The organism is Virgibacillus ainsalahensis (genome assembly GCF_055380755.1).
Map to the genome: position 1 here is coordinate 2734472 of NZ_AP043943.1, position 13102 is coordinate 2747573.

At 41.2% G+C, this 13102-nt stretch carries 12 protein-coding genes; 5 read left to right on the top strand and 7 right to left on the bottom strand.

What is annotated here, in order from left to right; genetic code table 11:
* Positions 1–109 precede the first annotated feature (109 nt).
* The 4 genes from ACZ427_RS13440 to ACZ427_RS13455 form a co-directional block, all read right to left on the bottom strand.
* Positions 110–778 (bottom strand): SOS response-associated peptidase, encoded by a 669-nt coding sequence (locus tag ACZ427_RS13440; RefSeq protein ID WP_461176503.1) that lies wholly within the window; start codon positions 776–778, stop codon positions 110–112.
* 13 nt (positions 779–791) lie between these two features.
* Positions 792–1787 carry a glutaminase gene (locus tag ACZ427_RS13445; RefSeq protein ID WP_461176669.1) on the bottom strand — a complete coding sequence of 332 codons (996 nt, stop codon included), beginning with the start codon at positions 1785–1787 and terminating at the stop codon, positions 792–794.
* A gap of 704 nt (positions 1788–2491) precedes the next feature.
* Positions 2492–3463, bottom strand: a complete 972-nt coding sequence (locus ACZ427_RS13450) for a CAP domain-containing protein (protein ID WP_461176504.1) — start codon at positions 3461–3463, stop codon at positions 2492–2494.
* Positions 3456–3677 (bottom strand): hypothetical protein, encoded by a 222-nt coding sequence (locus ACZ427_RS13455; RefSeq protein ID WP_461176505.1) that lies wholly within the window; start codon positions 3675–3677, stop codon positions 3456–3458. Before ACZ427_RS13455 ends, ACZ427_RS13450 begins: the two co-directional genes overlap by 8 nt.
* A 236-nt stretch (positions 3678–3913) precedes the next feature.
* On the opposite strand from ACZ427_RS13455, the gene mreBH reads away from it, so the two are divergent.
* From mreBH to ACZ427_RS13475, 4 genes are all read left to right on the top strand, one after another.
* The gene (mreBH, locus tag ACZ427_RS13460) at positions 3914–4921 is read left to right on the top strand and encodes a rod-share determining protein MreBH (protein ID WP_461176670.1); all 1008 of its coding nucleotides are present in this window, start codon (positions 3914–3916) and stop codon (positions 4919–4921) included.
* A gap of 241 nt (positions 4922–5162) precedes the next feature.
* Positions 5163–5741 carry a hypothetical protein gene (locus ACZ427_RS13465; protein ID WP_464883445.1) on the top strand — a complete coding sequence of 193 codons (579 nt, stop codon included), beginning with the start codon at positions 5163–5165 and terminating at the stop codon, positions 5739–5741.
* Between the two features lie 283 nt (positions 5742–6024).
* Complete coding sequence (locus ACZ427_RS13470) at positions 6025–7167, top strand: CaiB/BaiF CoA transferase family protein (protein ID WP_461176507.1); 1143 nt, start codon at positions 6025–6027, stop codon at positions 7165–7167.
* Between the two features lie 24 nt (positions 7168–7191).
* Complete coding sequence (locus ACZ427_RS13475) at positions 7192–8382, top strand: acyl-CoA dehydrogenase family protein (protein ID WP_461176671.1); 1191 nt, start codon at positions 7192–7194, stop codon at positions 8380–8382.
* Between the two features lie 247 nt (positions 8383–8629).
* Here ACZ427_RS13475 and ACZ427_RS13480 read toward each other — a convergent pair whose 3' ends face one another.
* Positions 8630–8950 (bottom strand): DUF3870 domain-containing protein, encoded by a 321-nt coding sequence (locus tag ACZ427_RS13480; protein ID WP_461176508.1) that lies wholly within the window; start codon positions 8948–8950, stop codon positions 8630–8632.
* Between the two features lie 94 nt (positions 8951–9044).
* Here ACZ427_RS13480 and ACZ427_RS13485 point away from each other — a divergent pair, with 94 nt between their 5' ends.
* Positions 9045–10103, top strand: a complete 1059-nt coding sequence (locus ACZ427_RS13485; protein ID WP_461176509.1) for a ketopantoate reductase family protein — start codon at positions 9045–9047, stop codon at positions 10101–10103.
* A gap of 122 nt (positions 10104–10225) precedes the next feature.
* Here the strand turns inward: ACZ427_RS13485 and ACZ427_RS13490 are convergent, their stop codons facing one another.
* The gene (locus ACZ427_RS13490) at positions 10226–11398 is read right to left on the bottom strand and encodes a saccharopine dehydrogenase family protein (RefSeq protein ID WP_461176510.1); all 1173 of its coding nucleotides are present in this window, start codon (positions 11396–11398) and stop codon (positions 10226–10228) included.
* 205 nt (positions 11399–11603) lie between these two features.
* A complete protein-coding gene (locus ACZ427_RS13495) occupies positions 11604–13097 on the bottom strand; it encodes an aldehyde dehydrogenase family protein (RefSeq protein ID WP_461176511.1) in 1494 nt (497 codons plus the stop codon).
* Between the last annotated feature and the right edge of the window lie 5 nt (positions 13098–13102).

Here is a 13102-nt window from a genome sequence, read left to right on the forward strand (position 1 = left end):
AATCATCAATCAAGAATAGAAGCAAAAAATATTACATTTTTCATTCTTTTGAGGTACGTAAACTCCTTATATAGAAAGGATGCCCGGCAGCGCAAGGGGCATCCTTTCTTTACAATGTAATCGGCTCGATACATGTTGTATCGTTATTTTTGGCAGCATTCACATAGTCGGCCACATTATAAGCGGTGAGCGGGATATCCTCTAATGTCTGTATGAATTGCTGTGCATCTATTGACGATTTTATATGACCATGAATCCATTCATCCTCCCTGCCATCAGGCAAAATGACCGGCATCCGGTGATGGATATCCTGCATGAAGTCATTCGCATCCTTTGTCAAAATTGTACAGGTGAAAAGTGTTTGATCACCATGTACCCATTTATCCCACAATCCTGCAAATGCGAATAGATTTCGTTTTTTTAGCTTAATTCGCTTCGGATGCTTTCTTTCGTCTGTTTTCTTCCATTCATAGAAACTGTCTGCCACGATTAAACATCTTTTACGTGACATTAATTGTTTAAAGCTTGGTTTTTCATGTGCTGTTTCGCTTCTTGCATTAATCATTTTATAGCCGATTTTCTCATCTTTAGCCCATGAAGGAACAAGCCCCCATCGCAAATAACCTGCTCTTTTTTTCTTGCCATCGTGGATAATTGCGAGTACATTTTGTCCTGGAGCGATGTTATAACTGTATTGATATCCATTGATGCCATGTTCCAAACCAAATTCCTGCATGATCTCCAGTTCATCAGCCAATAATGTATACCTGCCACACATTATTATCCCCCTCTTAAAATAAGCTTAAATCCCATTGGTTTGCAATATGCCTTAACAAACGAATCCCTGCAATGCTATTACCTTGCGGGTCGAGAGAAGGTCCATATACGCCTATGCCGCAACCTTCCATAAAAGGCAGTTCTTCGTCACGCACTCTAGGTGGAGCGAGGGCTATAATACCACCGGAGACTCCACTTTTTGCTGGAATTCCCACATAAGCAGCAAATTTGCCTGAAGCATCATACATCCCGCATGTCAGCATTAGTGCTTTCGCAAGCCGGGTAATCTGCCGTGGAATAATCTCTTCCCTGGTGTTCGGATCTTCTCCATCGTTAGCTAGTATCATACCCATTCTAGCCAAGTCATCTATTGTAATTTCAATAGAACATTGCTTAAAATATGCTTCCAATGTTACATTCAGATCCGACTCCAGGTAATCCATTTCCAATAAATAATAACCAATCGCCCGGTTCCGCATGGAAGCATCTCTTTCTGATTCGTACACATCGATGTTAATCAACGGACGATAGCCAAGCATTTTTTCGAACAGCTCGAACAACGACTCCAGTTTAAGATCAGATGTCTTTCCTTCCAGCATAGAGGTAACAGTTATCGCGCCAGCATTAACCATGGGATTAAATGGTTTTTTAACCTGTTTCATTTCCAGATGCATAATCGAATTGAATGCTTCACCAGTCGGTTCAACATCAACGCGATCCAGCATGTAGGAGACACCGCGTTCCATGCATGCCGCAATGAAAGTGAAGACTTTTGATATACTTTGAATAGTGAATGGGATATTAATGTCTCCGGAGCGAATGGCTAGGCCATTTTTCCCAAGAATTGAAATGCCTAAATCATCCTGATCTGCTTCTTCCAGGATGGGAATATAGGATGCAAGCTCTCCATCACCTGTATGTTTTCGATAAAAGGAGACCCAGTCATCCACATACTGCTGCAGCCATTCCCGGGTTAACTCCGTATTCCAATTTGTTGTCCCTTGTACCAATGAAACCACCTCGCCAAGACTAGTATGTGTATATTTCTGTGAAAATTTCAATGAATATCAGGAATTCATCATCTCTGCGTTAGTTTCTTCCTGTTTAACCATAATACCCTAAAAAGAATCGCAATAACCTTTTAGAAACCAGTTTCGCCATGACTTTTAAGCCTTAGTTAAGAGAGAAGACTCTTTTGGACAACCCTTGTGTTAGAATTTGGCTAAACGCCCAAGCCTTTATGGCGATAAATTCAAAGCCCGCACTTATGCAGTAAGAAAGTTTTATACTTTCTTAACTGCCTAGAAAAGGAGTCGGTTTTTTCATGCTGACTCCTTTTCATAATATGATGCGTCAATTACAACAGCTACAATTGTACATTTGCCTTCTTCTTTACCTTTTGGAGCTTGAATATCGTTCCAATACAAGCATACTTGCATATTATGTAAATTCATATGGTTCAAATCATCAAATCACACTGACACTGACACTGACACTATTATTATACAACGTGGGTTGGCATTTTCAAGGGGGGAACCCTCCCTAAACAATGACTTCTCACACTTTCCATTGTCATAAGAAAAATTGGCTCTTCGTCAGAATTTTATAGTGTAAGCCTTATCCTTAACTTATGCTGTAAGAAAATTCGCTTTCTTAACCTTAAAAAAAGAGACTGGAACCCTATTCATAGGATTCCAGTCTCTTAATCTATCAATTATTTTCCAATAAATTGTTGTGTCCAGTGGTTACCTTGTTCCACATATCCAACACCGATATGTGTATAATCGCCATTTAGAATATTCGCACGGTGACCTTCACTATTCATCCATGCATCAACAACTTCTGCTGGAGTACGTTGACCTTTTGCGATATTTTCCCCAGCGGTACGGTAATCAATACCAAAGCTCTGCATCATATCAAATGGAGAGCCGTAATTAGGGCTGTTATGGGCAAAATAATTGCTTCCCGCCATATCACGAGATTTCTCTCTTGCCACTTCACTTAATTCTGTATCGATTTGAAGGGGGCTTAGACCCTGTTTAGCTCTTTCTTCGTTTGTTAATTCTACTACCTCTTGTTCAAATTGATTTAATTCTTGTGATTGTTCCTGATTCTGGTTTTGTTGTTCTTGTTCCTGAACTGTTTGCTGAGGAGCTGAGGATTCAGGCTGTTCCACTTGCTCTACAGGCTCTTCTTCTGTCTCTTCCTCATTTTGTGTTGGTTGTTCTTCTTGCTTGTCTTGTTCAACTGGTTGTTCCGATTGTTGTTCTTCAGCAGGTTGCTCTGCTTCTTGCTCAGGTTGTTTCTCTTCAGTTGGCTGTTCCGCTTCTTGCTTAGGTTGTTTCTCTTCGGTTGGCTGTTCTGCTTCTTGCTTAGGTTGTTTCTCTTCAGCAGGTTTTTCTTGTTTTTGTTCTTCTTTCACAGGCTGTTCTTGTAACTCAACCTGAATATGATTCCAATTCACGTTGTCCAATTTATCTTTTAAATTGCTCCACGCTTTATCTAGCATTCCATTTACATCATCACCAGAAATGGTCCCCTGCTGAGAATTTACAGAATAAAAGATTTTATATTTGTTAAAGCTGGACTGATCAGCATTTGCTGATGCATCTGCAGTAGAGTCAAATGCTCCACCAAACAGTAAAGCTGTTGATAATGCTGTAACAATACTTACTTTCTTAAACATCTTGTTGCACGCTCCTTTGTGTTTTGTTTGATGCAAAATTATCATAGCATGGATTATTTGTAATAATTCTGGCAGGGTTTTCCAAACGGTGTCTTCTCTTTTCTAAATCAGAATCCCCCTTTGTTTTTATAGGAATCATAACCATCCTAAAATCAGATAAATAGGAAAAAGTTTGGTAAAGTGGTAGATATTTCATCAAAATTGCTATTGACACCCTTAAAAAGTCACCTGTTTTATTACAATGATGAATAATTTGTAAAGATATTGTTACTTGCTTTCCCCCTATGAAATGCCTTATTTTTATATAGTAGGGATAAGTGGAGAATCTATGATATTACTAAAATATATTACTTTTTTATCAACCCCCCTTATTTTCAATCGTTCACCCTTAATAAATAGAAATAAAATGTTAAGAATATAGTCATCATTGGAGGATTCATGAAAATGTCAATGTTATCAAATGCAGAAATCGGAATTGATTTAGGTACTGCAAATATACTTATTTATTCAAAAGCAAAAGGAATCGTCTTAAACGAGCCAGCTGTTGTAGCCATTGATGTCAACACAAAAAAAGTGGTAGCTGTTGGTGCAGAAGCAAAAGAAATGGTAGGAAAAACACCACAAAACATTGTCCCCATCCGCCCATTAAAAGACGGAGTTATCGCTGATTATGATGTAACTGCACAGATGCTGAAAGAGTTTTTGAAAAAAGTAAGCAAAAAAAATGGGTTATCCTTGAGAAAGCCAACAGTTGTTGTTTGCACACCTTCCGGAAGCACAACAGTAGAACGGCGCGCTATTCACAATGCTGTGTCCAGTTATGGAGCAAAACAGGTGCATTTAATTGAAGAACCTGTAGCTGCTGCAATCGGTGCTGATCTTCCTGTAGATGAGCCCGTAGCGAACGTTATTGTTGATATAGGCGGCGGAACTTCAGAGGTAGGTATCATCTCATTTGGCGGAGTTGTTTCCTGTAATTCTGTGCGTACTGGTGGAGATAAGATGGATGAGGAAATTGTCCAGCATATCCGTAAAAATTATAATATTCTAATCGGTGATCGTACAGCAGAGAATATTAAGATGGAAGTTGGAAATGCGATTCCCGATCATAAAGAAGAAACTATGGAAATCCGCGGTAGAGATATGGTTACCGGTCTGCCTAAAACAGTAAGTATTACATCCACAGAAATACATGCAGCCCTAAAAGAGTCGCTGGATAAAATTTTGGAAGCTATCCGTTCTACATTGGAGAATTGTCCTCCTGAATTAAGTGGGGATATTGTTGATCATGGTATCGTATTAACTGGTGGAGGCGCCTTATTAAAAGGGATGCAGAATTGGCTTTCCAATGAAATCATCGTACCTGTACACCTTGCCCCAAACCCGCTTGAATCGGTGGCAATCGGCACAGGCCGCGCATTGAAAATGATTGGAAAACTACAAAAAGCAGCGAAATAAAAGAATAATTATACTTAAGCCCATGCATTTATTTTATGTATGGGCTTTTTGTTGTCAGTTAAGTGGATTAGGTGATGAGTAGATTGGCGGGAGACGATGTTTGAACACTTTTGGGCGATGTGCACTTTCATGAAGGCGATGTTAAAACACATTCGGGCGATGGACTTTCATGAGGGCGATGTTGAAGCACATTCAGGCGATGCGCACTTTCCTAGGAGCGATGTTAAAACACATTTAGGCGATGCGCACTTTCATGAAGGCGATGTTGAAACACATTCGGGCGATGCGCACTTTCATGAGGGCGATGTTGAAACACATTCGGGCGATGCGCACTTTCATGAAGGCGATGTTAAAACACATTCGGGCGATGAGTACTTTCCTAAGGGCGATGTTGAAGCACATTCAGGCGATGCGCACTTTCCTAGGGGCGATGTTAAAACACATTCGGGCGATGCGCACTTTCATGAAGGCGATGTTGAAACACATTCCGGCGATGCGCACTTTCATGAGAGCGATGTTAAAACACTTTCAGGCGATGCGCACTTTCATGAAGGTGATGTTTCAACACATTCAGGCGATGCGCACTTTCATGAAGGTGATGTTTCAACACATTCAGGCGATGCGCACTTTCATGAAGGTGATGTTTCAACACATTCAGGCGATGCGCACTTTCATGAAGGTGATGTTTCAACACATTCAGGCGATGCGCACTTTCATGAAGGTGATGTTTCAACACATTCAGGTGATGCGCACTTTCATGAGGACGATGTTTCAACACTTTCGGGCGATATCCTTTGGTTCGTGGGGGCGCTCCCTTTAATCACCCTTACTTTTAAATTTTTCCGAAATTTTAAAATAAACCGTTTACATATCATTCAATTTCATGTACAATAAAGTTAATAAATCATGTCAAAGTGCTACATGCGTTAAACACATGGTTAATTTGTGAAATCAAATCAAAAACCGACTGCCTAATCTGTTTACAGTTCCATTCCAGAGCTGTTCCAACAGATAAAAGCCAGTTCATGTTGAATTACAGATTCCCCTGTAATCAATTTGAACTGGCTTTTTTATTCCATAATATAGAGAGAGGAGGCTACAAATTGGCTGGTGCTTTGGAAAATATCAAAGTTCTCGATTTATCCCGAGTCCTTGCAGGTCCCTATTGCACCATGATTCTTGGCGATCTGGGTGCGGAAATCATCAAGGTAGAGGCGCCGGGTGGCAGTGACGAAACTCGCAAGTGGGGCCCTCCTTTTCAGAATGATGTAAGTGCCTATTATCTTTGCGCAAATCGGAATAAGAAAAGCATTACCGTCGATTTAAAATCGAATGATGGAATAAATACAATCAAACAGCTTGTAAAAGAGAGTGATGTCATCATCAATAATTTCAAATCCGGTACGATGAAGCGTTTTGGTCTAGATTACGAAACACTTGAAGCAATCAATCCAAAAATTATTTATTGCTCGATCACCGGTTTTGGTGAAACAGGCCCCTATCAGGATATGCCCGGCTATGATTTTATCATTCAGGCAATGAGTGGACTAATGAGTATAACCGGTGATGAAACTTCCGGCCCTCAGAAAGTCGGTGTAGCAATTACTGATATTTTAACTGGTTTATACGCTTGTATTGGCATTCAGGGAGCTTTACTGGAACGTACAATTTCAGATAAGGGACAAAAGCTTGATCTTTCCCTGTATGATTCTGCTGTCAGTTCCCTAGTCAATATCGGAAGTAATTACTTAATGTCTGGCAAAACACCGGAGGCTCTCGGTAATCATCACGCGAACATTGTTCCATACCAGACCTTCCACGTCCTTGATGGTGATATGGTTATCGCTGTTGGTAATGACAATCAGTTCAAAGCGTTATGCCGCATTCTGGGCAAACCCGAATACAGTATGGATCCCAGATTTCTATCAAACTCTGACCGTGTACAGCATCGCAGCGAATTAGTTCCATTATTACAGGAAGTCTTGATAAAAAAGCCGACTGCTTATTGGCTGGAAGAATGCCGTAAAAACAATATACCATGTGGTCCTATCCAGACGATTGATGAAGTAGCCAAAGACCCGCAGCTGCATGCGCGTGACATGTTTATTGATGCCACGCACCCGACTGCAGGGTCGATTAAAATGATTGGAAATCCTCTGAAACTGTCCCGGACTCCAGTACAAGTGAGACATCATCCACCAGATGCAGGTGAGCATAATGAAGAGATACTGGGAGAAACAAAATAAATAAAAGATTAGGAGATGATTGCATTGAATTTTGATTTTACTGAAGAACAAAATATGCTGCGTCAAACTGTTAGAAGTTTTACAGATAAGGAGATTATGCCATACATTGCCGATTGGGACCGGGAGGGAAAATTTGATCCTTCCCTTCTTCCAAAGCTTTCTGAGCTAGGCTTAATGGGTGTATGTATCCCAGAGGAATATGGCGGAAGTGGGATGGATTATAATTCACTGGCGATTGTCTGTGAAGAACTGGAGCGTGGAGACACCGCTTTTCGTACCGCAGTCTCCGTTCACACCGGATTAAACAGCATGACGCTTTTACAATGGGGAACAGAAGAACAAAAACACAAATACCTTACCCCACAGGCGATGGGAGATAAAATTGGCGCATTCGGATTGACAGAACCAGGTGCAGGATCCGATGTAGCCGCAATGCAGTCAACAGCAGCAAAAGAAGGAGATTATTATATTTTAAATGGACAAAAAACGTGGATTTCCTTATGTGATATTGCAGATCACTTTCTTGTTTTTGCTTATACAAAAGACAGGTCTGAAAAGCATAAAGGCATCTCTGCCTTCATCGTAGAACGTGAATGGGAGGGATTTTCTTCCAAAGCTATTAAAGGCAAGCATGGCATACGTTCCGGAAATACGGGAGAGATCTTTTTTGAAGATGTCAAAGTTCCAAAAGAAAACCTGCTTGGAGAAGAAGGGGAAGGATTTAAAATTGCGATGGCAGCCCTTGATAATGGCCGCTTCACCGTGGCTGCAGGGGCAGTAGGGCAAATCATGGCCTGTATAGAAGCAAGTGTCAACTATTCGCATGAAAGAGAAACATTCGGAAAAGAGATTGGCAAACACCAGCTTGTTCAGCAGATGATCGCTAAAATGGAGGCTGGATTTCAGATGAGCCGTCTGCTTGTATATCGCGCAGGTGAATTAAAAAATCAAGGAAAAAGAAATACAAGGGAAACATCCCTCGCCAAATGGCAAGCATGTGATTTTGCCAATAAGGCAGCGGATGACGCCTTACAAATCCACGGGGCATACGGGTATTCAGATGAGTATCCTGTAGAACGCTATCTGCGCAATTCCAAAGCACCTGTTATTTACGAAGGAACCCGCGAAGTACACACAATAATGCAGGCAGAATATGTTCTGGGTTATCGTCAGGATAAAAAACTCAATAAAATGCTTCCGGCTTTGGAGAAGTAGATAAATTTTTTCCACGCTTGAGGACCTTGGGTAGCACTATCAAGGTCCTCAGATATATATCGTCTGAATCGAGCGGATGGCTGATTATTCCAAGTGAGAAAGCCTTTATATCGAGCATATATCTCTATCGAAAAACGAGCGTGGTATCCACGCTGTCGCTCGATTTGAACAGGCGCCACCCGATTTCAAGTTACTTCTGCTCTATTTTAATGCGCTGTTGCTCGATTCAGCCATACTCGCTTGATACCTACCTTGCTAACCCTTCCGCATGTGCTTCGTACTGTTTATATAAGTCTTTTAAAGCTGAAGCAAGTGCGCCACCTGCTTTTCCGAGATAATGTGTTTTCACTTTTTCAATCGGCTTGTCAATACCATCTTGTAAACTGTGACCACGGAGCAGCTGCTGGATAAATTCTCTCCCATGAGCTGTTGCTAAAGTACAATTTGCTGCAACAATCACACCATATTTCTTATCGATTTCCGCCGTGATTGTCAATGTTTCATACATACTTTTTGCTGCCATCCCTGCAGGTAACCTGGAATGCCCGGCGATAAATACAGTATTCATCTTCTGCTTCCTCTCCCGCCTATATAGAATATATATTCATCATATCATAGTAAAAAGAAATGAGACCTCTTGAAAAATTGCATGAACTATCCGTATGCAATTTTATTCTAACATTGTAAGCAGCATCTCCATTTCGTGGACAAAACAGAATGGTGGGATTGCCAACTTATCAATGGTAACATTAGTAGAAAAGAGATGGGGAGGCTGTTCTATTATGAATATATTGGTACAAGGCGCAGGAGCTTTGGGCGTTTATTTCGGTGGGAGAATGTTGGAAGCAGGACAAGATGTTTCTTTTTTTGTGAGAGAAAAACGGAGTGCTCAATTAAAAAAAGAGGGATTAAAAATAAACAGCCCAGTAGGAAATTTCGAAAAAAGAGATATAACTGTCTACACATCGCCTGAGGAAGTCAAAAATATAGATGTCGTGCTCCTTGCTGTAAAAGGTTATCACCTTGATCAAGTTATACCGCAAGTTCAGATGATTGTTCGCCAGACGGGGGCATTCGTGCTTCCTTTGCTAAATGGTGTAGAGCAGTTGGAAAGACTACAGCAAGCCATTGGCAAAGAAAAAGTGTTGGGAGGATTTGCCTCTATTATTGCAACACTGAATGAACAGGGTCATGTAAATCATACCAGTGGTGGTAGTGCGATAAAATTTGGTGCTCTTCATAACGAGCAAGCAGATATATGCGAACAATTAGAGAAGCTTCAGGGTCTTGTCAAGACGAATATTCTAAGGGAAGAAGACATACGAAAGCATATGTGGAAAAAGTACATATTTATCACAGCGTTTTCTGGAATTACTTCAGCAATGAATCTGCCGGCAGGTTTTATATCTGAGAACGAGGCTACGTTTGTCACTGCTAAAAGAGTAATCTATGAAATGAAAATGCTCGCAGAAAAAGAGGGTATTGATTTAACAGAACAAGAAGTGGAACAGATGGCAAACAGGTTAAAAGGTTTTCCACAAGAAGCGACATCTTCCATGCATCAGGATATGAGAAAAGGGCTTTCTATAGAAGTCGAGCATTTACATGGAGGGGCACTACGTTTAGCTGGGAAGTACGAGGTGAATGTTCCTGTCATCGAGACACTATATGGCATACTGAAACCGTATGAAAACGGAAAGCCAATGGACGATAGGGAGTAAAGATTATACCATCTTCGAAAACTTATGCTATAGCTGCCATGTTGGTTTCTTAACTGCTGAAAAAGCACCGATACATACGGTGCTTTTACACATCACAGTATTTATTTTATCCCTTACTACCTCTACATATTTAACCCAGCCTTCGTTTGGTTTTTCACTTCTTGAATTGTCACGCCACGGTTAGCCATTTCCCTGATATAAACTTCCCCTGGAACAATCTGCTCTGGTGGATAAACACCCTTTTTATCAATTGTTCCATTTCCAATCATTTGAGCGACTGCCGATATCGTGTTCGCAGTGGCCCTGGCCATTGCTGTTACATTTGTATGTCGATCCTTATATGTTGTCATTTCATATTCATAGGTTGATAGTACACCGTTTTTCTCACCGGATACGATGACTCGAAGTAAGACAGCATCATCTTTTTCACCCAGTTCAACGATAGGATCAAGTACTTTCAACAGCACTTCACGCGGGCTGATTTTTTCTCCGTTCACATCCACTTCGTAATCCATTCGTGTTAAATTCAAATCAACAAGTAATTTGAATTTCTCGGCATGCCCCGGATATCTTATCGTCTTATATTCCAGAGTGTCCAGGTACGGGTAGGACAGTGACAGGGTTGAGGTACCACCAGAGGTATGGAATGCTTCCAACGGCCCAAATTTCTCAAAGTAAACACGTTCTACCTCTGTTAATGATTGAATTTCCTGTTTTATTCCGTTACGAATAATCAGCGAAGGATCGGTATAATGATCAAATACACCCGCCATGGAAAATACGTGATTATACTCAAATGGTGGATCAGGTTTAACAGGAATTCCTCCAACATATAGTTGAATAGACTTTGGCTTATCCAGTTTACCTGCCCCGTGTCCTGATAGTATATTAATCATCCCTGGTGCCACACCTAAATCGGGTATAAGTGTCACTCCTGCCTTTTTTGCCTCTTCCTTCATTGTGAGAACTTTATCAGTCATGTGTCCAATATGTCCACCGAGGTCCACGGAATTAACACCAACTTGAATGGCTGTTTTCGCGACAATTTCATTAAAAGAATAAAATAATGCATTAATGATTACATCGAACTTTTTCATATAACTTGCAAGGTCTGCCTCATCACTGGCATTTACCTGATATGCTTTCAGTTTTGGTGAGTTTAACTGACTGACGACTCTCCGGGCACCGTCAATATTGATATCTGCCAGGCCGACAGCAGTCACTTCCTCACTTGCAACCAGATCGCGCGCCACTTCTTTCCCCATTAAACCAGAGCCTAGCACACCTATCTTCATACGATCCACCCCTCGCAAAAAAGTATTCCCTTTTTTAGAAAACCTTATTTATCTTCAAGCTTTAGCCTGGACTTATGAAGTAAGGAAGACATTCTTAAATTCTTAGAAAACTTGGCTAAACGCCCAAGCCTTTAGACGAATTGTCAAAGCCCTCACTTATGCAGTAAGAAAGTTTTATACTTTCTTAACTGCTAAAAAATCCTCTTTACTCCACATCAATTTGTGCACGTTGAAGTTTTCCACTGTAATCGACGTAAATCGCTTTCCATTCTGTAAATACATCTAATGCCTGCACACCTGAATCCCGATGCCCATTTCCTGTACCCTTTGTGCCACCAAATGGCAGATGAATCTCCGCACCTGTTGTTCCCGCATTCACATAGACAATACCTGTATCGAGATCCCGCTGTGCTTTAAAGACACGATTTACATCATGTGTGAAAATAGAGCTTGAAAGTCCATATGTTACTCCGTTATTCACCTCAATTGCTTCTTCAAAGTTTTTTACCGGAATCAATGAAACGACCGGTCCAAATATTTCCTCCTGGGCAATACGCATATCTGCGGTAGCATCTGAAAATAACGTAGGGGCAAAATAGTATCCATTCTTATGATCCCCTTCACTCAGTTCATAGCCACCTGCAAGTAATTTAGCTCCCTCATCCCTGCCAATCTCGATATATGACTTAATTTTATCCATACCGGATTTGTTTATGATTGGCCCTACCTTTATCGATTCATCCAACCCATTGCCTATCGTCAGTTTTGTCATTGCTGCAAGTAACCGTTCTTGCAATGTTTCTTTCACTTTCTCGTGAACTATCACACGGCTGCATGCTGTACAGCGTTGGCCGCTCGTTCCAAAAGCACTCCATAAAATACCTTCCACAGCCAGATCAAGATCAGCATCATCCATCACAATGACAGCATTTTTTCCGCCCATTTCCAGGGAAACCTTTTTCAGCTGTTTGCCACACTCACTGGCAATATTCCTTCCTGTATCATTTGATCCTGTAAATGATATAACCCGGATCGCGTCATGATGGACCATCGCATCTCCAACAGTAGATCCTGCCCCAAACACGACGTTCATAATTCCGTTAGGCAGACCTGCTTCTTCAAAGATTTTCGCAAGTTCATAGGCCATAATTGGTGTCTGGGTCGCAGGTTTCCAAATCACTGCATTTCCAGCAACAATTGCAGGGAATGATTTCCATGTTGCAATCGCAATTGGGAAATTCCATGGGGTGATAATACCAACGACACCAACTGGAGCTCGCTGACTCATTGCAAATTTATCCTTTAATTCCGCTGGTGTGGTTTGACCGAAAAGCCTTCGTCCTTCCCCGGCCATGTAAAAGGCCATATCGATACCTTCCTGGACTTCCCCACGCGCTTCTTCAAGAACTTTTCCATTTTCCATTGTTAACAATTGAGAAAGTCTTTCCTTGCGCTCCCTCATGAGATAGCCAACCTGATAAAGTACTTCAGCCCGCTGTGGCGCGGGTACCAGTGCCCATTCTTTTTGAGCCTTTTCCGCTGCTGCTACAGCATCTTCAACATACTCATTACCAGATAAAGGTACTTGAACAATTTCTCCGCCAGTTGCCGGATTGATAACAGGGGTAGACTCCTTCACACCTACCCACTCTCCATCAATAAAATTTGCTAGTTTTTGAGTTTCAAGTGTTACTGCCATGAAAA

What these genes read in the sequence shown, in the direction of transcription:
- ACZ427_RS13465 (WP_464883445.1), top strand. Translation starts at nt 5,163, where the DNA reads ATGCGCACTTTCATGAAGGCGATGTTGAAACACATTCGGGCGATGCGC.
- mreBH (WP_461176670.1), top strand. Translation starts at nt 3,914, where the DNA reads ATGTTATCAAATGCAGAAATCGGAATTGATTTAGGTACTGCAAATATA.
- ACZ427_RS13495 (WP_461176511.1), bottom strand. Translation starts at nt 13,097, where the DNA reads ATGGCAGTAACACTTGAAACTCAAAAACTAGCAAATTTTATTGATGGA.
- ACZ427_RS13490 (WP_461176510.1), bottom strand. Translation starts at nt 11,398, where the DNA reads ATGAAGATAGGTGTGCTAGGCTCTGGTTTAATGGGGAAAGAAGTGGCG.
- ACZ427_RS13450 (WP_461176504.1), bottom strand. Translation starts at nt 3,463, where the DNA reads ATGTTTAAGAAAGTAAGTATTGTTACAGCATTATCAACAGCTTTACTG.
- ACZ427_RS13480 (WP_461176508.1), bottom strand. Translation starts at nt 8,950, where the DNA reads ATGAATACTGTATTTATCGCCGGGCATTCCAGGTTACCTGCAGGGATG.
- ACZ427_RS13485 (WP_461176509.1), top strand. Translation starts at nt 9,045, where the DNA reads ATGCAATTTTATTCTAACATTGTAAGCAGCATCTCCATTTCGTGGACA.
- ACZ427_RS13440 (WP_461176503.1), bottom strand. Translation starts at nt 778, where the DNA reads ATGTGTGGCAGGTATACATTATTGGCTGATGAACTGGAGATCATGCAG.